15 protein-coding genes are annotated in these 24,715 nt (G+C 53.1%); 7 read left to right on the top strand and 8 right to left on the bottom strand.

The genetic code is table 11. The annotated features are described in order from the left end of the window. The first annotated feature begins 305 nt into the window (after nt 1-305). The gene (locus JIN87_RS20840) at nt 306-4,073 is read left to right on the top strand and encodes a hybrid sensor histidine kinase/response regulator (RefSeq protein ID WP_200357559.1); all 3,768 of its coding nucleotides are present in this window, start codon (nt 306-308) and stop codon (nt 4,071-4,073) included. Here JIN87_RS20840 and JIN87_RS20835 read toward each other — a convergent pair. The 7 genes from JIN87_RS20835 to JIN87_RS20805 all read right to left on the bottom strand — a co-directional run bounded on the left by JIN87_RS20835 (nt 4,070) and on the right by JIN87_RS20805 (nt 14,330). Next, entirely contained in the window at nt 4,070-5,065 is a 996-nt protein-coding gene (locus JIN87_RS20835) for an aldo/keto reductase (protein WP_200357558.1), read from the bottom strand. The genes JIN87_RS20840 and JIN87_RS20835 overlap by 4 nt on opposite strands. Further along, entirely contained in the window at nt 5,040-6,452 is a 1,413-nt protein-coding gene (locus JIN87_RS20830) for a sulfatase (RefSeq protein ID WP_200357557.1), read from the bottom strand. Before JIN87_RS20830 ends, JIN87_RS20835 begins: the two co-directional genes overlap by 26 nt. A gap of 45 nt (nt 6,453-6,497) precedes the next feature. Beyond that, entirely contained in the window at nt 6,498-8,147 is a 1,650-nt protein-coding gene (locus JIN87_RS20825) for an arylsulfatase (RefSeq protein WP_200357556.1), read from the bottom strand. A 91-nt stretch (nt 8,148-8,238) separates the two neighbouring features. Beyond that, entirely contained in the window at nt 8,239-9,588 is a 1,350-nt protein-coding gene (locus tag JIN87_RS20820; protein ID WP_200357555.1) for a sulfatase family protein, read from the bottom strand. Between the two features lie 50 nt (nt 9,589-9,638). Continuing rightward, entirely contained in the window at nt 9,639-10,973 is a 1,335-nt protein-coding gene (locus tag JIN87_RS20815; protein ID WP_200357554.1) for a glycoside hydrolase family 27 protein, read from the bottom strand. 827 nt (nt 10,974-11,800) lie between these two features. Further along, a complete protein-coding gene (locus JIN87_RS20810) occupies nt 11,801-12,634 on the bottom strand; it encodes an IclR family transcriptional regulator (protein ID WP_200357553.1) in 834 nt (277 codons plus the stop codon). Nucleotides 12,635-12,743: 109 nt separating this feature from the next. Next, complete coding sequence (locus JIN87_RS20805) at nt 12,744-14,330, bottom strand: sodium:solute symporter family transporter (protein WP_200357552.1); 1,587 nt, start codon at nt 14,328-14,330, stop codon at nt 12,744-12,746. Nucleotides 14,331-14,534: 204 nt separating this feature from the next. Here JIN87_RS20805 and JIN87_RS20800 point away from each other — a divergent pair, with 204 nt between their 5' ends. The 5 genes from JIN87_RS20800 to JIN87_RS20780 all read left to right on the top strand — a co-directional run bounded on the left by JIN87_RS20800 (nt 14,535) and on the right by JIN87_RS20780 (nt 21,091). After that, the gene (locus JIN87_RS20800; protein ID WP_200357551.1) at nt 14,535-15,803 is read left to right on the top strand and encodes an MFS transporter; all 1,269 of its coding nucleotides are present in this window, start codon (nt 14,535-14,537) and stop codon (nt 15,801-15,803) included. A 141-nt stretch (nt 15,804-15,944) separates the two neighbouring features. After that, nucleotides 15,945-17,525: a sulfatase-like hydrolase/transferase gene (locus JIN87_RS20795; protein WP_200357550.1), complete on the top strand. Its 1,581-nt coding sequence runs from the start codon at nt 15,945-15,947 to the stop codon at nt 17,523-17,525. 100 nt (nt 17,526-17,625) lie between these two features. Then, nucleotides 17,626-19,122 carry a sulfatase family protein gene (locus JIN87_RS20790; RefSeq protein WP_200357549.1) on the top strand — a complete coding sequence of 499 codons (1,497 nt, stop codon included), beginning with the start codon at nt 17,626-17,628 and terminating at the stop codon, nt 19,120-19,122. A 104-nt stretch (nt 19,123-19,226) separates the two neighbouring features. Continuing rightward, a complete protein-coding gene (locus tag JIN87_RS20785) occupies nt 19,227-20,225 on the top strand; it encodes a glycoside hydrolase family 43 protein (protein ID WP_200357548.1) in 999 nt (332 codons plus the stop codon). Nucleotides 20,226-20,356: 131 nt separating this feature from the next. Continuing rightward, nucleotides 20,357-21,091, top strand: coding sequence for a 3-keto-disaccharide hydrolase (locus tag JIN87_RS20780; RefSeq protein WP_200357547.1), 735 nt, complete (start codon nt 20,357-20,359; stop codon nt 21,089-21,091). 265 nt (nt 21,092-21,356) lie between these two features. Here the strand turns inward: JIN87_RS20780 and melA are convergent, their stop codons facing one another. Beyond that, nucleotides 21,357-22,844: an alpha-glucosidase/alpha-galactosidase gene (melA, locus tag JIN87_RS20775; RefSeq protein ID WP_200357546.1), complete on the bottom strand. Its 1,488-nt coding sequence runs from the start codon at nt 22,842-22,844 to the stop codon at nt 21,357-21,359. A gap of 271 nt (nt 22,845-23,115) precedes the next feature. Between melA and JIN87_RS20770 the strand changes: the two genes are divergently transcribed. Then, the gene (locus JIN87_RS20770) at nt 23,116-24,627 is read left to right on the top strand and encodes a sulfatase (protein ID WP_200357545.1); all 1,512 of its coding nucleotides are present in this window, start codon (nt 23,116-23,118) and stop codon (nt 24,625-24,627) included. Nucleotides 24,628-24,715: the final 88 nt, after the last annotated feature.

The raw sequence follows: 24,715 nt of genomic DNA, 5'->3' as shown, positions 1-24,715 counted from the left end.
AGCCCGCGTCCGCAATGCAAGATCAACCCAAGACGACGCGGGCTAAAGCACCGCGCTACGCCTTAGACCTTATCCCAGAGGTATTAGTACCCGGATCCAATCGGCATCTCTTGTCGAACAATGCGTGTCGATTCTCCAATCGACACTAGCATTAGATGCATGGAACAGTAAAGCGGTTGTAAATAGTGGAGCACCCGTCCTTCAGAAGGTCTGTATTACAATTGGGCCCCTTGCAATTAAGTCGTTCCCAGCTCACTATCTTGCCCGTAGCCGTTCCCCCACAAGCCAACCAAAATCCATCAAACATGCGAGCCATCGCCCTATTTCTGGCAATCACAGCCATCACAAAGATGGTGGCAATGGATGTAAGTACCCTGAAACTCTCCAACTTACTGCCAGAGAAAGATGGGAAGGTGAGCAACATCTTCGCAATGTGCGAAGATTCTCGAGGCTACCTGTGGATCGGGGCCAAAAACGGACTGTTTCGGTACGATGGATACACTTTTAAGTATTTTGCCCCCGATCCGAACGATCCAGACTCGATCGGCCTGACACACCATCTAGCGATTCTAGAGGATTCTGACGGCTATCTTTGGATCGGTTCAAGGGGCGGCCTCCATCGTTACAATCCAGACGAAGAAATTTTCCAGGCCTACCCGTTCGAGGAAGGACAACTCCCACTTCCTGACGACAATGTCTTCGTCCTCCGAGAAGATAGCCGAGGCCGTATTTGGATCGGCATGCTTCTCGGAGGGGTAATGATCTGGGACCCTTCGAATAAGAGCAGCAGTATTCATGAACTCGAAACGACCAATGAAAACGCGGCTCTCATAACGCTGACAATCGACGAAGAAGATACCGGGTGGATAGGTACTGATTTGGCCGGTATTCTAAGACTGGATCCAGAAACCGCTCGGATGGAAAGTGCTCTCGAGCACGAAGAACCCCACGGGTTTGATCCAAACTACGCTATCCGTACAATTATCGCTGACGAGCAAGAGATCTGGTTCGGTACCCATGGGATAGGCCTCTTCAATTACAAACTCGATACAAAGGAACTAAGAAACTACAAGTTCGACCCTAACAACCCAAACTCCATCCCTGCGAACTCAATTCGCTCGATGCAGCGCGACGACGAAGGAAACCTCTGGATAGCAACCCAAAACGGAGGCATCAGCCTCTACGATCCCAAGTTGGACGCCTTCCGGAACATAGACCACAGAAGAATATCACAGAATGTTGACGGTCCGACTTTGCTCAGCAGCTACAAGGATAGCGATGGAAACCTCTGGTTTGGTTCCGTGCAATCAGGATTGTTCTATCTGGATCTACAAAACCAGGGGAGCGGAGTTGTTCCTATACAATCAAAGGAAGGCCAGAACCTTAGCAATGCTCGCATAGCTGCAATCGACTCAGATCCCCTAGGCAACCTGTGGGTTGCCGTTGGAACCTACGGTCTATACCGTACAAATCTACAATCCGGACATAGTACGCGAGTCATCGACTTCGATAATCTCGATGCCGTTAAAGACACACCAACGATAACCTCAGTTAAGGTTGTATCCAAAAAAACAGTTTGGGCTGGCGACAACCGGGGTAACCTTTGGAAGATCACACAAGAGCTGGATAGCGAATCAATCGTTTCTGAAAAGGTTAGCTTAGACGGGATAGACTCAGTCAACTCCCTTTTCCTAGACGAGAATAAATGGCTCTGGATAGGAACTAGCACTGGTGTTGCCGTTCTCGACCTAAACGAAACGCCCGCTAAGCGAGTTTACAACTATCTCGGCTCAAATCCGGAAATATCCAGGCTGGGTGTATGGGGTATCCAAACCGATGCTAATTCGAATGTTTGGATAGGCACCGTCCGCGGACTTTACCTTTACGAAAGAGAGAGTGACAAGGTAGAATATTTTATAGCAGGTCAGCCGAACAATAAGGGCCTGCATCACCACTACGTCGTAGCACTCTGTCGAAAAAACAACGGCGAGATGCTGGTCGGAACACGTGGCGGTGGCACATTCGCTTGGAATTCTGAAACTCGAGAGTTTCAGGCGTTGAGCAAGGCAAACAATCTTAGCAGCAGGGATATCAGCAGCATCGTAGAGAGCCCTGAAGGAGTCTTCTGGATTAGCACTCTCGACGGACTACAAAGATACGACCCACTCTCCCAACAATTTGAGAACTTCAGCGAGAGAGACGGCTTAGCAAGTGATCGCTTCAGCCCCCTCGCCTCTACGACACACTCAAATGGCATGCTCTATTTCGGAACAAACAAAGGGCTCATCTATTTTGACCCACAACGATTCGGCGTTCTTCAAGCCGACACTCAACCAAACCTGACAATTACGAGTTTCGAAATTCTGAAGAGAAGCGACAACCCAACTTTGAGCAATCGCGAACAACTTCAAGGGATCGCCACCAAACCGGAAATCGCGCTCGACAGCAACTCTCGATATTTCGAGGTGGAGTTTGCAGCACTCGATTTCCCTAGATCTACGCACTACCAGTACAGATATCGTTTATTTGGATACACTGAAGATTGGTCGAAATGGGGATCCAAGCGCAGGGTACTCTATACCGACCTAGCCCCTGGTGACTACGTTTTTGAAGTACAAGCCTCTCTCAACAATGCTTCGACGGATCCAATTCATAAGACCCTCAACATCCGAATTGATCGCCCGCTAAGATCGCATCCGCTCTTCATCATCATCCTTATCTTTGCGACAATTGCGTTCTTTACAGCCTTAATGAAATGGCGCCTGGCAAAGATTACACGCGAGAAATTGATCCTCGAAAAAGCGGTCTCTAGCCGAACGAGTGAAATCAGGCAAATAAACGCTACACTCGAAGAGCAAAGAAACGAGCTACAAAGACACCGCGATAATCTCGAAGACTTGGTCGCAGTTCGTACTGCCGACCTAGAAGTCGCCAAAGAGAAAGCAGAGGAATCGGACCGACTAAAGAGCTCGTTTCTCGAAAATGTAAGCCATGAGATCCGAACTCCCCTGAACGCGATTGTGAACTTCAGTGCGTTTATGACTGAACCCGACTTTGACCCAGAGGAAAAAGAGAACTTCAAACGCCACATAGAGAACAGCAGCGAGAGCTTAACCCGTATTGTAGATGACATACTCGAGTTTTCCCGTATTGAAGCTGGCGAAGTAACTCTGCAACAAACCGCGTTCGACATCCAGGAATTGATTGCGGACATCTACGATACTTACAGAATTCGAATTCAGGAATCTAAAAAAGCAATTCAACTCATCCCATTAACAAAAGAGATATCCAACCCTTGGATACTTTCCGACAAGATCAGGGTACACCAGATCCTGACGAACCTGCTAGACAACGCAGTAAAATACACACACGAAGGAACTATCGAACTAAGTTGCAGGGTGGTCGGGTCAGACTTACAAATAAACGTAACCGACACGGGAATCGGCATACAACTCGAAGACCAGGACAGCATATTCGACAGGTTTAAGAAAATCGAAAACCCACAAGGAAATCTGTATCGTGGTGTAGGCTTAGGACTGGCAATCACAAAAAAACTCGTAGAGCTGCTAGATGGACAAATTTCTGTAACGTCGGTGTTTGCGAAAGGTTCCACCTTCACAGTCAATCTTCCCTACAAGCAAGTGGACTCGCCGAGCAGTGCGCCATCTCGCCCCGACTCGCAAACATCAAAGGGCATCGATCTGAAAGGCAGGACAATCCTAGTCGTCGAAGATGAGCCCTCGAATTTCGAAGTAATTGAAACAGCCCTTAGCAAGACAGGAGCTAGGATACTCTACGCAGAACACGGCCAGGAAGCGGTACGTGAAGTCGAGAACTCCCCGCAAATAGATCTCATACTGATGGATATGCAAATGCCCGTAATGGACGGGCTCCAAGCACTAAGAGAAATTCGAAAAACGCACCCTTCACTACCGATCATCGCTCAGTCAGCGTTCGCGATGCCACAAGACCGTAAGGCAGCCCTAGAGTCAGGATTCGACGCATTCATCCCGAAACCAATGCAGATCAACAACCTCTTCGAAACAGTCCAGAAGCACTTAGCCCAAAGCTAATACCAGGCGGCAGCCCGATTCAGCAACGCCACTTCCTTCTCACTCAACTCCAGTTCGATCCCATCCAAACAATCCTCCAACATAGCCCGCGTATACGCACCTACTATTGGCAACACCGGGAACGGCTGGCCTCTCAAATAACCGAGCACAACTGCATTCGCATTGCAGCCTCGCTCCTCGCAAATCGCCTTTACGACCTCAGCAACCCGCAAGTTCGCTTCCGAATAGTAAGCGTTCTCCGATAGCTCGCTCACGTATTCGCTGGCTAGCACTTTGCTGAAAAATCCTTTCGCCTGAGACGAGTATGGCATCAAGCAAAGCCCGGAATCGCGATGATACTCCCAACCGGGACGATCCAAAGTCGCCAAGGTCTTATCCGCCGGCGGCTGAGACATCGCCCAAGATCCTAAGCTAAACCCTGGCTGGTTTACCACGAAGCCATGCAAGCCCTTCTTCGCAGCGTATTCATTCGCCTGCGACAAGCGATCCGCCTGCCAGTTTGCGACTCCAAGGAAGCGTACCTTCCCCTCTTCCACAAACTGCTGCATGAAGTCTACGATTTCCTCAACAGGAGCGTCCGGGCGATCCCGATGCAAAAACCAAAGCGGAATCCTCTCAAGCCCGAGAACTCCGAGACTGGTCTCGATATCGCTGCGAATACTCACCGGATCGACCCGATTCAGACTCTTATCGCTCCACTCGTAGTGAGCTCCCTTGGTAGCGATCACCACCTTGTCAGTTACTCCCGGCCGCGAGCGTATCCAGTCTCCAAGGATCCGCTCACAGCGTCCCTTCTCTCCTGGTATCCAATCCGAATAGACCCGAGCGGTATCAAGAAATCGTCCTCCCAAGTCGACAAACGCGTCCAACAGCTCAAAGGCTTCAGACTCGCTCTGCTTCAGACCGAGGTTCGCTGTTCCGAGGCAGAGCTTGCCAACAGGTAAATCAGTACCTGCTAGTAGCTCGCTAGTGTTGGTTGAAATCTCGTTCATAGTCGGGCCAGTCAGCATTTATCTTTGGCATCTCCTTCGCTAGACGATCCATTACCTCGCGGTACTCCGGATTCCCTGCAAGGTTAGTAAATTCATTAGGATCCACCTGATGGTCGTAGAGCTCCTCAAAACCATCAGCGTAGCGAATGTATCGATACCGCTCACTCCTGACCGCATGATTATTCGGATAATGCGTCATCAAGACCGGCTTGTCCCAGTTCGCCTGATCGCCCTTCAACAAGGGCAGCAAGCTGTTTCCATAAATGTCGTCACGTGCGGGCAAACCGCACAGCTCAATCAAGGTCGGCTGTAAATCGATCAAACTGACTGGCTTGCTACAGACGCTTCCCGCATCAGTAACACCGGGAGCCTTAACAATAAGCGGGGCCCGATTCGCCCGCTCCCAAAGCGTGTACTTTTCCCAGTGTTCCTTTTCGCCCAGGTGAAATCCATGATCACTCCATAACACCACGATCGTGTTATCCGCTCGACCGCTCTTTTCCAGTGCATCCAAGACATGCCCAACACAGGCGTCTGCGTAGCTCACGTTGGCCAGATACGCCTGCACCGCTTCCTTCCACTTTCCGTTGCCTTCGATGACGGACTGAGCCTGCCCTCCCGCCATTCTTCGCCCGATTGGGCCGACATCCGCCAAGTCATTCACGACCGTTTCTGGTAGCGTAACCTCATCGAGTGGATACAGATCAAAGAACTCCTGCGGTGCGTACCACGGTAAATGCGGACGAAAAATGCCTACCGCCAAAAACAGAGGCTGATCATGCTCCTCCTGCAAAATTTTGGCCGCTCGATCCGCCGTTATCCAATCAGCGGTTTCTTCTTTCGGAACATCCAGTCCAGCCCAATCGATCGCCTTCTGATAGTAATCGAGCTCAAACTCATCCTTCATCCCGTGGGCCCATTTTTTATCCAAAGGCGGCGACATCGTTCCACTTCGGTCGTGGTAGATCTCATCCCACGATTGTGCATCAGCATGTTGGCCGGATGGCTTATGGAACACCTTTCCTCCAGCAACCGCTCGATAGCCATACTGGCGAAAATACTGCGGCAAGGTCACCCAATTTTCCCACTTCGGGAAGTCGCGGAAGTAGTGATTGTTTTCGTAAATCCCAGTCACGTAAGCCGGTAGTCCCGTCATGACCGCGGTTCTTGAGGGATTGCAAAGCGGCGTCGCGCTCATCGCCAAATCAAACCGCATCGACTGGCTAGCGAAACGGTCAAGGTTCGGCGTAATCGCCTGCTCGTTCCCGTAAGCCCCGATGTAGTCGTTTAGATCATCGAGAACAATAAAGAGAACATCAGGTTTTTCCGACGCGATCACCGAAATCGCAGACGTGATCATCACAAACTGAAAGATCTTCAAGAACATCTCTAAACCGAAACTTAGTGATCCTTAGTGCCCTTCGTGGGAAACTTAATAATCCACGTGCAGACGATGAACCTTCGCATCAGGATCACGGCCCTTCAGCCCATCCACCTTGTATTCACGTCGCAAGGACTTCCATTGGCTCACCAGACGATCGAGCACTTCTGGATTCTGTGCCGCAAGATCATTCGTTTCACCACGATCTTCGCTCAGACGATACAATTCCCACTGGTCGCCATTGTCACGACGCATGACCGCCTTCCATTCTCCCAAGCGAAGAGCACGATTTTCAAAGTGATCAAAATACAAAGGTCGCTCATCCCAGTCCACTTCCCCTTCCCAGAGCGGTTTCAAACTCAGACCGGGCATCTCTGGCGCGTTCAAACCATTGTGTTTCATGATCGGATCAGCGCCCGCGAGGTCCAGTATTGTCGGCACAATATCGATCAAGTGCGACGGTTCATTACTGAATGTACCCGGTTTCTCTATACGTTCTGGCCAGTTCACGATCATCGGCGACGCGATTCCACCTTCATGCGTCCAGTGCTTATGCAAAGACAGTGGCGTGTTTGCTGCAGTCGACCATCCGGGCCCCAATGCGAGGAAGCTCTGCGGAGAGCCCGGCTCCGCCCCAGGTGGAACTTTGTCACCACGGATCATCTGCTCCGCAGTCGCGCCATTGTCGGACATAAATAAAATCACCGTATTATCGAGCTCATCCGTCGAACGAAGACTCTCTAGGATCCGGCCAATCTCCAGGTCCATTCGGTATACCATGGCTGCATGAGCCTCCATCTTCTTCGCCTGAAATGCCTTTTGCTTATCCGTCAAAGTATCCCAAGCCACACCGCGCCCGACTTCCTGCGGGTGCAGTTCAGCCTGCAGTTGCTCTTCCGGTTTCGACCAACGAGGCCGCACATCCTCACGGCGACGAGCAAGCGGCCCATTGGTCAATCCAAGAGCTTTGACCTTCTCATAACGCTCCTCTCTCAGAGCATCCCATCCTGCATCGTAGCGGCCCCGAAAACGTTCCATGTCTTCCGGCAACGCGTGCAGTGGGAAGTGAGGCGCAGTGTAGCCAAGATAGAGGAAAAACGGATCCTCATCCTGCTGCTTTTCATGCGTATCCAAAAACTCCAACGCGTAATCGGTGATCGCCACCGTGGCGTAATACCCTTCATCCAATTGTACCGCCGGCAGCTTCACATCATCGAGGAAGTGACCACGTGGATGAAAGAAACGGTCATGATCCGCTAAGCGATACGAGCGATCGAAGCCACTGTGCACGGGATCATTCGGGTGATGACGCACATGCCACTTACCACTCAGGTAGCTTTTGTAACCCGCCCCTTTCAGGTGATGCGGCAAGAGTCGTGTCCACTTAGGCCACTCTTTACCGTACACTGGGTCCATCGCCACTTGTTGAGCGTGGTATCCAGTCATCAAGACAGCACGAGACGGCCAACATCTTCCAGTGTTGTAGAAATGCGAAAATCGCAAACCGCCCTCCGCCAGCGAATCGAGGTTCGGCGTTTCGATTTCGCCGCCATAACAACCCAAATCGCTGTACCCAAGGTCATCCGCAAGGATCAGCACCACGTTGGGACGCTCCGCATGAGCAAATCCCACCGAAAGCGCCATAAAAGAAAACAAGCCGACTAAACGCCGGCTCGTACCCAATAGTCTATTACAACTCATGAAATAATGTTTCGATTGGTAGGGAGGGACCGCCGGGCCCTCCGCAACTGGCGGATCCACCCCAACAGCTCGCTCGGCGACCGAGCCCTACCTAATATACCTCGCTTACCGAGACCTTTCGTTGCGTTACTCGATCACGCGTCTGCAATTGAATATTCGGACGCTCTTCCCCTGCCCGTTCCATTGCTCCTAGCAACTTCCCGCGAAGGATTTCAGCAACCGGTTCATGGGACTCGCAATCGATCAAATTCTGAAGTTCGTACGGATCTGACTCCAAATCGTAGAGGAATGTTTCCTTGTAAGTCTCAGCCGACGGAACTGCACCGCCATCGACATCCGGAGCGACAACTCCGTACTTCCATCGCTTGGTGCGGATGGCTCGGCCACACTGCGACTCGGAAACTTGAATCAGAGCTTCATTGGCCCAGTCCTTGGATTCGCCTCTCAACACTGGCATGAGCGAACGACCAGACATCGCTTCAGGAACTCCAAGCCCCGCGGCATCAGTCAAAGTCGGAACCAAGTCCACTAAGCTCATCACTTCCTGACGGCGTCCGCCACCTTGGAAGCCTGGCCCTGCAAAAGCGGTCGGCACCCGCACGCTAGCCTCGTGGCAAGAGCGCTTGTACTCGGCATTGCGAGTCTTGAAATGGCAACCGTGGTCAGAGGTGAACATGATGATTGTATCATCACTGAGATCCAAACTGCGTAGCGCATCTTGGATACGGCCCAAAGCCTCGTCACAACGTTTAACCATTCCGAAGTAGCCACCGAGGTGCTGCCCTGAGCTGCCGCCAAGAGCTTGGAGGTCAGGTGGCGTCCAACGACCTGTGTATTGGTCGCGGTATCCTGTTGGAGGCGGGTAGTCGTCCAAGTGATTCTGATGATGCGGTTCGAGGTAGGAAAGGAAGAGGAAGAATGGTTTCTCTTCGTCCTTCTTCTCGTCGATGTAGCGGATGGCCGCATCGGTCATCGCATCGACGCGATAGCCAGGAAGCTTCACTTCCTTGTCGTCCTTGTCGAAAAGCACGCAGTCATAGGCGTCGGATACAAACTCTAAGAGATTCGCGCCCAGCCAATGATCGTAACCACCACGCTCCTCTTCAGGAACCGCGCCGATCGTGGAACCGAGATGCCACTTGCCAATGTAGCCAGTGTCATAACCGCCCGCTTTGAAATACTGAGCGAGCGTTGTGTGATCCTTATCCAATGGAATACCATTACGCCAACTACCGGTCTGGGTCGCGTACATCCCTGTCTGCAAACAAGAACGAGCGGGGCCGCACACGGGCTGGCAGGTGATGGAGGCATCGATGTGCGTGCCTTCCATCGCCATGCGGTCGAAATTTGGCGTGATATTCAGTGGGCAGCCGTGCAAGCCCGAGGTATCCCAGCGTTGCTGGTCGGTGAAAAAAACGATTACGTTTGGAGACTTACTCATGTAGTTTGTTCGAAAATACTATGGGGTTCGTTCGTCTGGCAAAACGGGGTTCAGTCGACGCTCCCCTCAAACTCGATGAAGTAGCAACCATCGGGCTCAATCTCGAGCTGCGGCGCGTCACGAAGAGTCCCTAAAGAAACGTCATTCCAGACATCGTGCAAGCGAGTACGAGGAGACAATCCGAGTCCAGTGTGAGTTAACGTAATCCGTTCCGTTCTCCCCTTTTCAGGATTGCGATTGAAAACGCCCAGCCACCCTGCTCCACGCACGATACGGCTTTCGGACTTCCACACCTGGGCATCGCCAGCCATGTAAATGTTTTTGCCGCAGATCGCGTTTCGGTTACAGGCGAGCATACTGGGATGCGTAAGCAGCTCCAGGTCCTCGTCCGTAAGGGTCGTCATATCGCCCCCGAAGAAGAGCGGTGAACAGGCCAAGGCACGCTGTGTCATGAACGTACGGCGGTGAGCGAGACTCAAACCGCAAACACGCTGCCATCCCTTACCACACAACTCTGGGTTGTAACCTTCCGGCAAATCTCCGTTTTGCGGCTCCGGACTCATCGTCTGCAGGTCCCCAAACGGAATCATATCGAGATCGATCCAGAAACCGGGCTCGGCGAATTGACTCCAGTACGCCCAAGCATTGAAGGAACGACGAATCGATTCCTTGTCGTCCCAGATATCCTTGGTAATACGAACGAGGTCCGCCCGACGATAGGATGCCGTAAATTCAGATACCGCCTCTCCTCCATGAGAGAGACTCAATGTAATGGGTCGTCCACTACGCTCGATAGCAACGGAAACCGCATCAATCTCATCTGCATAACCGGTGATGTCGTCGTACTTGATGAAATCGACACCCCAGTCAGCGAGCATGGCGACAACAGAGTCATAGTACTCCTGCGCACCGGCCTTAGACATATCGATGCCGTAATTGTAGTGGCACCACGGGCAGGTAGAGTCCGTGTTCGCGATGTCAGCCGCGGTTGCGTTCGATCCCTTGATCGGAAGCTTCAACTCGACCGCCTTGCGCGGCACCCCACGCATCATGTGAATACCAAACTTCAAGCCCTTCTCATGCGTGGCATCAATCAAGCCCTGCAGCCCATTCGGGAAGTAGCACTTGGACGGAAGCGGCAAACCGTATTCGTCGAGGTGCACATCACCCGCATGCTTTTGCTTCGGCGACGGAAGGATGGTACCCTCCTTAAACTCATACTCGGCATACCAGCCGATATCGACAACGAATGTGTCATATCCATGTGGAACGAGCTTCTTCTCGAAGGCTTCCAATTGAGCGAAAGCCGCCTCCTCATGAAGGTAGCCGCCGAAGCTGTCGAAGCTGTTCCAGCCCGAAGGTGGGATGGGGTGAAATTGACTCATAACGAAATGGGAGTGCGAAACTCAACCGGCCGGGGGCTAACCAGCTGGAATGGGTAAACTTGCAGACGGATCACAAGCTAGGCAGCCAACCATCCTAACAAGCGCCCGGTCTAGAGGTTTTCGGAGAAAATGTAATCACTGTTGGCTAATACTTTCGATGTCGAAAGTTACCCACTCCCGCAAGCACGAAATGAAACTAAATTATCATTTTTAAAACTAAACCGATATAGAGGTTTCATTTTTGATAGTTCTAAACATCATTGCACAGCACGCCTCTCAAGGCACCCCCGAACGATTCGACCGTCCCTACGCAAAATAGGTGGGTCGGCTTGTCCCAAGACGACGGTTCGAGCTGGGGCGACGATTTGGTCGTCTTGAGGACAAGCCGCCCCACCGAAAAAGTCTCCCCTGCAGACCAAAGCACGCTCAGGTGGGTCAGCCGCTCCGCGGGTGAACAGCGACATCAACGCCCGCGGTACCGAACGTACCGAACCTGAAAGGTGACACCTCAACGAGCGAAGCGAGAATAACAGTGACAAAGCGAAGCGCCCACGGCCGTTCCACCATCCGACCGTTGTTTGCTTCCACTAGCTTTGACGATGCATCCCACCGACAAAAAGGGCTCCTCCGCAAATCCCATGGATTGCTGTTCGAGGCAAAGCTGTTGGAGTTCCCGCTTCAGCGGGCTTATTTGTTTCCACTCCCCAGAGTTACCGCCTAAAGGCGGGACTTGTAGGTTGAGTTCACTTCAACAGGCCTTGGTGATAAACCCACACAAAAAAAGGCGCCCTTCCGAGCGCCTTCAAAAATCAATCTACTCCCCTCAACTACTCGTGCGGATCCACGTAGCGAACGCCACGACTGAGACGAGCCGCATCCATCTCGAGCTGCTTCGGCGATACGTTGTCCTTCAAAATTTCGACCAAGGAATCTGCCCCATTCTGCAGCAGCCCTTTCAACTCCTCGATCCTCTCATCGGATGGGTTGTTGTGGATCAGAATCCCCAGGGCGAAACGTGGCATCTTTTCTTCGTGAACGAAAACGGGTAATACCAGCGACCCGAAGGTCCGCTTGATCTCGTCCGACAAGGCGAAGCCTTGCTCTTTGATCTTGTTCAGGCGCTCGACGAAATCCTGGAATCCATTAATCCGGTAGCCGTCGTTGAGATAGAGGTTCCAGCGGAAAAACGCGTCCTCCTGGTAAAACTCAGGTGTGTACGCGAGGAAGAGCTTCGAATAATCATGGAACGGCACCAGCGGCCACTCCTGCCCTGCCGGACGGTAGCGCACTTCGTTCCCGATCGGCACATAGCTGTTGAGAATGACCATCGTGCCCGGAGTTACCCAGCCAAACACCGCCGCCGAATACGACGTCTCGCGAGCGAGCCCACGGACGATCTCGCTGATCTTCTCGTCTTCCTCAGGCTTGATGGCAAAAGGGTCGTTCGAAGAAGCCACCCCGAAAAAGCTGCTGCTGGACAAGCGGTATTGATTCTCGTGCTTCTCGATTTCCCCGAGGTTGATCAGGGTCTGCAACAGACGCATCTGGGATGCGGGGGAAATGGGATCAAGCAGCTCGGCAAGGTCCTTGAAGCGAGCAGTGCCATGTTGAACGAGGTGATGAAGGACTTTGAGCCCGCGGCCTAATGCAATGTGTGACATAGAGTTGTTAGCTGAGCATCCCCAAAACGGAGACGGAATTATTGGACTGAGGATATATGGGGAGGAGAGTTACTTGCAAAATAGGTACTTTCAAAAACGACAAGCCAGCCTAAAAAACGATATAAAGCGAAACAAAGGCCACGAGATATACCATCCACCAGAAATGAAACCTGCGGTACCATGGAGTTGGAGCTCCTGTATCGATCTCCGCTCGAGGCTTCTCGAGACAGACCAGTTTCTCCGGTTCCGGAGGTGGCGTAAGCAAGCTCACCCCTACCAAAATGACCGTCAGGAAGATCACCATGAACGGATAGAGCTCGTAGAAATGCAGGTTCGCCATCCAATCCGGCAGCAGGAATCGCAGCTCTGGAATCGTGCTCGCCATAACGTAGTAGACGTTAAGCACGAGGCCAATTCCCAGCGTCACCACTGCACCAGCACCATTCACCCGGCGAACATACCGACCTACCAGATAACAGACACCGGTCGGCAAAATCATATAACCGGCTATCTTCAAAATCATACTGTAGATCCCCTCTGGGAAATCCTTGAAGAACGGGGCCGCCAAAATCCCCCAAACCAGAACGCTGCCCGCGAACAGTTTACCGACCATGACCGCTTCCTTCTCGGTCGCGTTCTTGCGGAAGACCGGCCAGACATCCAGGGCGACCACTGCCGACATCGCGTTGATACCAGAGTCCTGGCTCGACATCAAAGCGGCCAGCATCCCCGCCAAGACCAGTCCCGACAGACCGACCGGTAAAAACTCGCGGATCATCGTTGCGTACAGGCTATCGGATGCCACTTCAGGATAAAGCTGCGCTCCAATGATTCCAGGCAGCGTAAACAAGAAGATGCCCAGCATCTTGAGAAAACCTCCCAGCAACAATCCGTTCTGGGCAGAGTTGATATTCTTCGCCCCCAGAGCGCGCTGCAAAATCTGGATACTGCAAAAAGCGAAAAACGCGGAGTGGAGCATTTGCCCCGGAATCACTGCCGTCCACGGGAAATACTCGTCATCGCTCGGACGCAGCAGCTCGAATTGCTTCGCTCCCGCCGCCTCGTAGAGCCCACTGAATCCGCCGATCTTGTACAGTCCAACGCCGAACACGGCGAACCCGCCAACAAGCATGATCACTACCTGAACAAAGTCAGTTACCACCACCGCCTTGAGGCCACCGATCACCGAGTACGATCCCACCGTCAGCACGATTAATAGCGACACCCAACGAATGTTCTCTTCCGTGACCGGAAACTCGAACAACTCGAGAATCGCAATCGAACCCGTGTACATCGCCAGCGGCATTGAAAATACGAACTGGCAGGCGAAAAGCCCACCAAACAGAAGCTTAGAAGTCTTATTGAAACGGAGCTCCAAGAACTGCGGAATCGTGTAAATCGAGCTCTTGATGAACAACGGGATGAAAATCAATGCCGACACCGACAGCATGAGACCGCCGAGCAACTCGGGATTGATCTGCGCCAAGCCCGCTTTACCCGCTAGACCGGAGCCACCCACGAAAGGGCCAATCGAGATATTGGTCGCAAAAAGAGAAAAGCCGATCAGCACCCAACCGAAACTCTTGCCACCCAGAAAATAGGACTCCTTGTCCTTGCCAGAATTACGTCCTACCCAGAGACCGAAAATGGTAACGGCAACCAGATAGACAACGACTACAACGAGATCGATATACATGCAGGGCGGGGAGAAATAGGGAGTTCGATGGGGGAACGGAATCGAATCAATCGATTCCAGTGATTTTCGATCTAAAGCTTGACCAGCCAGCGTCAAGCTTCAACTTATGGAAGTTCTAATCAATTTGACCTGCGTTTTTGAAAGTCTTAATCAAATTCTCATCAGGATCAAAAGTAATACCCCTTCAATTTAGCCCCTTAGAACGTGTCCACAACCGCAGCTGCACCAACCTATAAAAAGTCCGGACCACTACTCTTCCTTGCGTTCTCGTCGATGTGGACTGGTCTCGTAATCACTGAGTTCGTATCGAACAACGTGCTTTCTTGGGAAATAAAGAAATTCACCGAAAACGCTTTCATAATAAGCTTCCTACTATCCCTTAACCCCGCCTTTGGTTTCATCGCTAATCCGATCATCGGAATTATCAGCGACCGAATTTGGACTCCTGTTGGACGCCGCGCCTTTTTCCTCATCGTCGGTGCACCTATAGTCGCAATCTGCCTCATCCTAATTCCACATGCTCAAAGCCTGTTTCTACTAATCTCCCTGATCTTCATTTATCAAATCGTTCAGGATATACTCTGGGGAAGCGATCACCCTCTGTTGGCCGACTTAGTAAAACCTGAAATGCGTACCAAGATGGTGGGTACAATGAATACCTGCTCACAAATCGCAGGGTTCTTCTTCCTACGTTACGCGATGGACGGCGGAGACAACTTCTTTGGAACGAATCTTCCCTTCTACATCGCCGCCGCCGCACAGGCATTCATGGTCGGAGCGGTTGCTGTTTACATCGGTCGCCTTGAAAAACCGCCGGTCAAAACCGACCGCCCCAAGCTAACTATAAAACGATACTTTAAGGACGCTTTTGCTGACCCGATTCGCGGCCGTTACCTCACGATGGTCTTTTCCGCATCCTTTTCGTTAAGCGTAATCCAAGGCCTCGCCTCACTTTACGCCGTTGAAACCTTACTCCTTTCACGAGCCGAATTCGGGCAGGCATGGAGCTACTTCTCTCTGATTCCAATCTTCTTCGCGTTTGCCGCTGGCTGGGCAGTCGAACGATTCCTACCCAAACCACTCGCCTTAGCGATCGGTTTCTCAGTAATGGCGGGAGGATCCATAGTCGGGTATTTTTCAACAGGCCAGAATTCCCTGTCTTTAGCAGCTGTAGTAATCAGCGCCGGAACCGTGGTTTTCCAAGTCACCTACAAGGCGTTTTACACAGAATTCCTACCAAGAGACATCATTGGCCAACTCAGTGGTGTTCTAAACATCTGCTACGCACTTGGGAGACTCCTAGCATACTGGATCGCCGGTGGGATCATCTATCTCCTTGGAAATGACTACAGCTATATATGGCCAATCTCCGCCGTCGCGTCGATTATTAGCATCATCATCGTCCTCGGCATTCCCGACCCACGTTACAATCAACGTAAGAAACAAGCTGCCGAAGCCGCAGCGGCCAACTAAAGCCCAAGGTAGCGGCCGCTCTCCGCCCTCCGAAGCTTCACGCGAAGGCGGGTCCCCAGCGGACACCCACAGCCCAACATCCCCTTATCAAAAAAAACTTCGTGCCCCCTTAGTGACCTTCGTGGGCAATAATTTCCAACCATGTCTCGTATCCATAAATCACTACCCCTTTTCCTACTTCTTACCTCATACTTCATACTTCCGTCGTTCGGCTCCGCCGAGCGCCCCAACTTCCTCATGATCGCAGTAGACGATCTCAACCACTACAACGCCATGCTCGTGGATCAACCGGGTAACTTCCTCCGCAAAGTCTATCCAAACGCCGCTACTCGTACAAAAATCATTGCCCGCGTCGCGCCCAATATCGAACGCCTCGCTAACCAGAGCACCACTTTCACCTACACCTTCTCTCCTCAACCGCTCTGCGGTCCCTGCCGTACAGCCGCCCTAACCGGCATCCCGCCTCACGTTTCTGGATACAGCGAACACTCCCGTCACTTTCGCCACTCCGAGGCCTTCGAAGGCGTAGTTACCCTCCCCCAATATCTTGGTCAAAACGGATACCAGACAGTCGGCCTCGGTAAGATTTTTCACAAACCAAGCGTCGAAACCAAAAACGGCGAAACCCACGACTGGCCTGACATCGCCCACTCCTGGGACACCTGGATCGAACGTCGCATGGGCATGGGTGGCCCAGACCGCATCAAGCGAAGCATCTCCCCCTACAGTCCAGAAAACGGATACTACACCTTCGGCTCAAGCAATACCCCGACCGAACGCAGCTGGGACTATCTCAACGCAGAATTCGCCGCGAACCTCTACACCCACGGAAAAGCCGAGATCCAAGACCTCCACAGCAAGACGCATAAGGTGAAGCTTTCGGGCGATACTCCATTCCTTCTCGCCGTCGGACTATTCGCTCCCCACATGCCCTGGGACGCCCCAGATGAATTCTACGATCTCTTCCCGACCTCGGAAATGACCGGCATCAACCAATCACTAGTCGATTGGGTAGACGAAGACGTCACCGACATTCCTCCCACAGTCCGCGAACTTTTCATAAACGAAGACTTCGATCTCACACTCGCCGCCGGAGAACGCAACGGTGACGCCATCGAAGGTTGGAGACGTTCCGTACAAGCCTACTTGGCGGCAACCGCTTATGCTGACCATTGCCTCGGTCAACTCGTCGATGCCATCGAAACCAGTCCCCACAAAGACAATACAGTGGTCATGCTCTTCGGCGATCATGGTTGGCAACTCGGCGACAAACGCCGTTACCGCAAGCACGCCCTCTGGGAAGGAGCCAATCACACCACCTTCATGATGCGCGATCCACGTCGCCTCGCCTCCACTCAAGGAGCTCAGTGCGATCGCATGGTTAGCCTGCAATACCTCTACCCAACTCTCACCAGTCTCGCCGGACTAAAAGTCCCCGACCACGTGCACGGCTACGACATGACCCCCCTCCTCGATAACCCTCAGGCCGATTTCTCCGAAGACGTGCTCATGTCGAACACAGAAGGCAACTTCACGCTGCGAACCCAACGCTGGCGCTACACCCGCTACCTCGACGGCTCCCGCGAGCTCTACGACATGCTAGCCGACCCCTACGAATTCACCAACCTCGTATCCAACCCCGAATACAAAAAACAACTTAAAGCCCTCGACAATCAACTCACCCAAGTAGTCAACCGAGACTCCACCTACTACAGGAACTAATCCCCCCTCAAGCGTCATCAGACGCTTCCTATCATGTTCGCCCATTTAGCGAACATTCCGATCCAAACATTCGTGGGCAAACACCCCCGCAACCAATCCTGTGCCACCTAACAAACGCCCCAACATCCTATTCGCCCTCGCCGACGACGCCTCCTACCCCTTCGCGTCCGCCTACGGCTGCGACTGGGTGAACACACCCGCCTTCGATTCCGTCGCCCAGAACGGTCTCCTCTTCCACCGAGCCTACACGCCCAACGCCAAGTGCGCCCCCTCCCGTGCCGCGATCCTAACCGGCCGCAACTCCTGGCAACTCGAAGAAGCTGCCAACCATTGGTGCAACTTTCCCCACAAATACAAGTCCGTCACCGACACTCTCACTGAAAACGGATACCACGTCGGCTACACCGGCAAAGGCTGGGGCCCAGGCGAAGCCCGTCACGCAGACGGTTCGCCACGCGATGTCATCGGCCCGGCCTACCAAGCCCGCACCCTCACGCCTCCCACCAGCTGCATCTCCCCTTGCGACTACGCTGCCAACTTCGAGGACTTCCTAACCGACCGCAATGACGAGCAGCCCTTCTTCTTCTGGTACGGCGGTAACGAACCCCACCGCCCCTACGAGTATCAGTCCGGTTCCAAAGTTGGCAAAAAACGTGTCGAAGATCTAAAGACGGTGCCTCCCTTCTGGCCTGATGACGAACGTGTTCGCCATGACATGATCGACCACGCCTTCGCACTCGAATACTTCGATAGCCACCTTTCCAAGATGCTGGCTAAGCTTGAAGCGATCGGTGAACTTGAGAACACCATCGTAGTCGTCACCGCCGACAACGGGATGCCCTTCCCCCGCATCAAAGGCCAAGCCTACGACTTCGCCAACCGCCTCCCCATGGCGATCTCCTTCCCGGGTGGAATCAAATCCCCGCAACGCGAAGTCCACGATTACCTCAGTTTCATCGACCTCGCACCCACCTTCCTCGACTACGCCGGCATCGATCCATCGACAACCGGCATGGAGTCCCTCACCGGTCACTCTCTTCGTCCCCTCTTCGAAAACAACGCATCAGACTGGCCACGCGATTTTGTCCTCATCGGCAAAGAACGCCACGACATTGGACGTCCCAAGGACGTCGGCTATCCCATCCGCGGCATCGTGGAAGACGATCTCCTCTACATCATCAATTTCGAACCCGATCGCTGGCCCGCCGGAAATCCGGAAACGGGATACCCAAACTGCGACACAAGTCCCACCAAAACAACCATCCTCGAAGGCCGCAACACCCCTGAACGCCACCACTTCTGGGAATGGGCCTTCGGCAAACGCGTCGGCGAAGAGCTCTACCACCTCTCCAGCGATCGCAACTGCCTCCACAATCTCGCCTCTGACGCAGACCACGAAAAGGTCAAAAAGAGTCTCCGTACCAAACTCCTGGATACTCTAAAAACCGAAGGCGACCCCCGCATGTTCGGCAACGGAGATACGTTCGACAACTACCCCTACGCCGACGAACGCTACCAAGGCTTCTACGAACGCTACACCACCGGCCAAGCTCAAACCCCACCCTGGATCTCCAAGTCCGACATCCAGACACCATAGTAATATTCGCATATAAAAACCTGCCCAGCCAAAGGCTGGATCCTGCCGGAGCTCCGCTCCGATCCAGTGGCAAAGCCACGATGTTAAACAAAACACATCCAACAATGAGACTCCCAATTATCCCAGCTCTCCTCCTCGTGATTTCCACACTCGCCTCAGCCGATTCCCTTAAACTCACCGACCTCCGCGTCCGAGATCCCTTCATCGTCGCCGACGACGACACGGGTCTCTACTACCTCTACGCCCAGAAAGCCAACCGCCTCGACCGCGAAGATCCCAACGACCAAGGCGTCGAAGCCTACGTCAGCAAAGACCTCGTCAACTGGTCCCGACCTCATAGCGTCCTCACGCTACCCGATGACTTTTGGGGACGCCAAATGGTCTGGGCTCCCGAAGTTCATAAGTATCAAGGAAAGTACTACCTCTTCGTCACCTTCACTAGTCACGAGACTCTACGCGAACCACCTGCAAGCGGTGCCCCTCAATGGAAACGAGGTACCCAAATCCTTCGCTCCAACAATGGCCCTCTCGGTCCCTTCGAGCCCATCTCCGAAGATTCCCAAACTCCCCCAAACCAGATGTGCCTGGACGGATCCCTTTGGGTTGAGGACGGTATACCCTATTTCATCTACTGCCACGAGTGGGCCGAAACTGAAGACGGTACCATCGACTACGCTCCCCTAACCGACGACCTCAGTGCTCTCGCCGGCGAGCCCAAGACCATGTTCACCGCCAAATCCTTGTCCTGGGTGAAAAGCATGAAAGAACTCGGCCTCAAGTACCACGGCTATGTCACAGACGGAAACTTCATCTATCACACCAAGACGGACGAGCTCATCATGATCTGGTCCACCTTCGGCCCTGAAGGTTACGCCCTCATCCAAGCTCGTTCCGAATCCGGCAAAATAGCCGGACCTTGGATACAGATCGAACCCGCTCTCTTCACCAAAGACGGCGGCCACGGCATGATCTTCAAAACGTTCGAGGGCCAGTTAGTCATCACTCTCCACCAACCCAACGGCGGCGAACAAGAACGCCCCCGCCTCTTCAAGCTCCAAGACAACGGAAACCACCTCACCCTCGCCGGCCCCTTCACCCCCTAAAGGTAGCGGCCATTGCGCGCCCTCCGAAGCTTCATGCGAAGGCGGGTCCCCAGCGGCCATTCCACAACCTAACCAATCAGCGCCAATCGGCCCCTCGGCGGTTCAACCGACACCCAACCTCATCCAACACGATGTCCCTTTTCAAATTCATCACTCTACACTCTACACTCCTCTCCCTTCTATTCTCCTTCGCTACCGCAAACGAACTCCCAGAGGGTTGGTACGTCGCCATCGCCGATCAAGGGCGAGTTGAAAAACAAGACATCTTCTCCTACGAAAACGGTGTAGTCCACGTCTACCCCACTCAAGAGCACAACTCCAAGCAACTTTACGCCGGACTTGTCACAGAAAACGGATACAGCCGCTATCGCCTCACTCTCGAGTACAAATGGGGCGAAAAGAAATTCATCCCCCGCGATGACTTCGTCCGCGATGCCGGCATCTGCTTTCACCTTCATGGCGAAGTCAAGATGTGGCCCGACTCCGTCGAGTGCCAGATTCAAGAAGGTGACACAGGAGATCTATGGATCATCGGTTCCCAAGCCACCTCCACTGTACAAAACGTGATCCGCAACTACTCGCCCAAAGGCACCGAAGTTACTCGCGGCGGTCTCAAACCACGCTTCGCCCGCTTCCATCGCGCCTACTGCTGGGAAGTACCCGGCTGGAACAAAGTCGTCCTAGAGATCGACGGTGACCATGCCAAATTCTTCGTCAACGACCGCCTCGTCAACGAAGCCAAAGACATGAAGCACTTCGACGAAGAGTCAAAAGAATGGGTACCCCTCACAAAAGGCCCCATCCTCCTCCAAGCCGAAGGAGCCGAACTCTTCTACCGCAACATCAAGATCGAAGAATTAAGGTAGGGCGGTCTGGCCCAGACCGCCGCAACGCCGCCAATCAATTACAGGGATCGCCTCCGGCGAACAGGATGGCTTCGCGAACAGGTGTAAAAACAAAACAACATCCCCAAAATTCCTGCTCAGCCACAGGCTGATCCTGCCCCGGCAAAGCCGGGATCCTGTTAGTAGTTCCAAACAAAGAAAAGCGGGACGTCCCCTACAGACGCCCCGCTCAAACCTTAACTAGAACTACAAACAAACAATGGATACAATCGTATCCAAAATACTTTTACCCTTTATCGTGCTTGGTAGCGAGAGCTCGGATCGACTCCTTATCCTCAGCTAACTCCTCCACACTACGGGTCTTCAAACGGGCTGCCCCTTTGTATCCATCCTTCGTAGGAAGCAAATTCTCAGCATCCGCCAGACGCTCCTTCGCTCCAACAATAGCTTCCTTGTACTGAGGCATCCAGTCTGCAAGAGCGACCAGCATCTCATCGGTCATCTGCCACGCTTCGGGCGGCGTACAAACAGCCCCCACCAGCGGATCCAAAATCATCGCTTGGCGGAGCAACTCATCGTCACCATTGACCGCAGCCAAAACGCCGAGGCGCTGTACGTCGACACTCTGCTGGCAGATCGCCGCACAACCGAGTGGCAAGTCACCCACTGTTGGCATCGAGATACCATTGCGATCCACGTATCCAGGAGCTTCGATAATCGCGTCATCCGGCAGATTCGAAATGATTCCATTATTCGGCACATTAAAGTGCCCACGGTAAACGCGGCCCGTTTCCAAACCTTCGATAATGTATGAGCCATGCTCAATACCACGATTGTTCGGACTATAAGGAGCTGGCGGCTCCGACATCCAATACGGAAAGTCAGTCTTGAACCAGTTGCGACCTTCGGTGCACACACGCAGATAACCACCGGATTCGCCGTGTATCCATTTATCTAGAGAAATCCAATCGTTCAATTCACTGGCCCGCTTACGGTACCAAGGCAAGTACTCGCTCAAGTGGCCATTCGACTCGGTTGAGAAGTAGCCAAAACGCTTCAACACATCGATGCGGACTTTCTCCTCTTCGCTGATGCGAGGATGAGCTTCTAAGGCCTTCAGCAAATCGCCACGAATATCTTCACCCTTGTGCTTGATATCCAAATACCAAGTCTGGTGATTAATTCCAGCACAGATGATATCGATTTCCTCCTGCGGCAGTCCGTAGGCCTCCGCCATCAGCTTGTGTCCATTCTGCACACCATGGCAAAGTCCTATTGTCTGAACACCACCATAGGTGTTGGCCGCCCAAGTCATCATCGCCATCGGGTTGGCGTAATTGAAAATCATCGCACCTGGCTCGCCGACCTCCAATAAGTCCTGGCAAATATCGAGCATCACAGGGATTCCACGCTGAGCGTACATCAAACCGCCTGCACAAAGCGTATCGCCTACGCACTGATCGACCCCGTACTTCATCGGGATATCCACATCGTGCTGGAAGGCATCGAGCCCACCTACGCGAACTACAGTCAACACATAGCGAGCATTTCGTAGAGCCTCACGGCGATCGAGAGTGCTTTGGATTTTGATCGGCAAACCATTGTGATCGATGTCGCGCTGACACAGCTGCGTCACCATATCGAGGTTCTCGGGATTGATATCCGTAAACGCGATCTCGATGTCCCGGAATTCGGGGACACCTAGGAGATCCTGAACGATCTTACGTGTGAAGCCGATGCTTCCGGCTCCAATGAAAACGACTTTGAATGACATAAAGCATTGCCCAGCAACGGGCTAGATTAGGGTTCTGGAGAAAGGGGGTAGTCTATTCGCACAGGATACGATGATCCTGACGCTCACGAATCGATACTCAGACTCTCTTTTGCTTCTGTTTTTGCAAGTCTTATTCGTTTTTATTTCATTTTTTCTCGTTTTTGAAAGTAAAAGAGTTCTTCTTTGAAACCGACTTTCGTTTTCGAGAGTTCCAATTGATGGCAAGCCCAACCAACCGCTTCGCCAGCTCAAAGATACACTTACCCCATCTATGAAACCTACTTTGCTACTAGGCTTGGCAACCCTCTGCCTCGGACTGAACACGGCAACTGCCGCCGAAAAACGACCGAATGTCCTCCTACTTCTGGTAGACGATTTGAAACCGGCCATCGGAGCATATGGCGACAAAGTCGCGGTAACGCCTCACATCGACAAGCTGGCTTCCCGCGGCACCCTCTTCGAGCTCGCCTATTGTAATCAAGCGGTCTGTGCCCCCTCCCGCAACAACCTCATGCTGGGAGCTCGCTCCACTTCCACCGGTCTCTACACGCTCGGCCTCAATTTCCGCAAAGCGTACCCTGATGCGGTAACCATGCCCCAGTTCTTCGCAAAACACGGCTACAGCACCGCAGCCGTAGGAAAAGTCTACCACGTCGGGCACGGAAACACCGACGACACTGCGTCATGGACCGAAGACTACCACTTCGAACCGGTCGTAGAATATCTACTAGAAGAAAGCACCAAAGGTCAGCTCACTCGCGAGGAAGCCTACTTCACCAATGCGAAAACCGGAAAACCCAACCGAGAACTCCCACGCGGAGCCGCATGGGAAAAGGCCGACGTCGCCGACAACGCCTACTCAGACGGTCGCATCGCCGACGTTGGGATAGAACGCCTCAAGGATTACGCCCAAGATGATCAGCCCTTCTTCCTCGCACTCGGCTTCACCAAGCCACACATGCCCTTCACCGCTCCCGCAAAGTACTGGGAGCTCTATGATAAAGAAAAGCTCGAGCTCGCCGCCTATCGCGAACGCCCGAAAGGCGCTCCGACCTACGCCCACAAAGGCTATGGCGAACTGGCCCAGTACACCCCAGTCCCAGAGTTCGACAAAGCACCGCTTGCGCCGAGCCTGCAGAAGTCACTGATTCATGGATACTATGCGTCCACGAGCTACATGGACGCCCAGATCGGCCGCGTACTCACCGCCCTCGACGAACTGGAACTTACCGACAATACCATCGTCGTCCTCTGGTCCGACCATGGCTTCCACCTCGGTGACCATGGTTCGTGGACCAAGCACAGCAATTACGAACAAGCCAACCGCATCCCTCTCATTTTCTCCGCCCCCGGCGTCACTCCCCCTGGGAGCCAAACCAAAGCCCTCGCCGAAACCGTTGACGTCTACCCCACTCTCGCTGCTCTCGCGAATCTTCCTCCCCCCGCGGCAACCGTTCCCCAACCATTCGATGGTCACAGCTTAGCGGATACACTTAAAGACCCAAGCAAGCCTTCCAAACCATACGCCTACCACGCCTATCCGCGCGGCCCCCAAGACAAGCGAATGATTGGACGCGCTCTCCGTACAGAACGCTATCGCCTCGTGGAATGGAAAGAGCCTGGTGCCCCCGAAAGTACAGCGGATTACGAACTTTACGATTACCGTGACGACCCTCTTGAAACCAAGAACATAGCCACCGAACGTCCCGACATCATAGCAGAAATTAAAGTCCACCTCCGCTCCCTCCCCGAAGCCAAAGCCCAACGCCCCAAACAAAGGTAGTGCGAGCCCGCAACAGAACACCTCAACACAACCCAACAATCAAAACCTGCTCTCGCGCAGCGAGATCCTGTTCGCCGCAGGCGATCTA

The sequence above is a fragment of the Pelagicoccus mobilis genome, assembly GCF_016595505.1.
Lineage (GTDB): Bacteria > Verrucomicrobiota > Verrucomicrobiia > Opitutales > Opitutaceae > Pelagicoccus > Pelagicoccus mobilis.
Note: the sequence above shows the minus strand (reverse complement) of the source record. Positions and strands in the feature narration are given on the sequence as shown.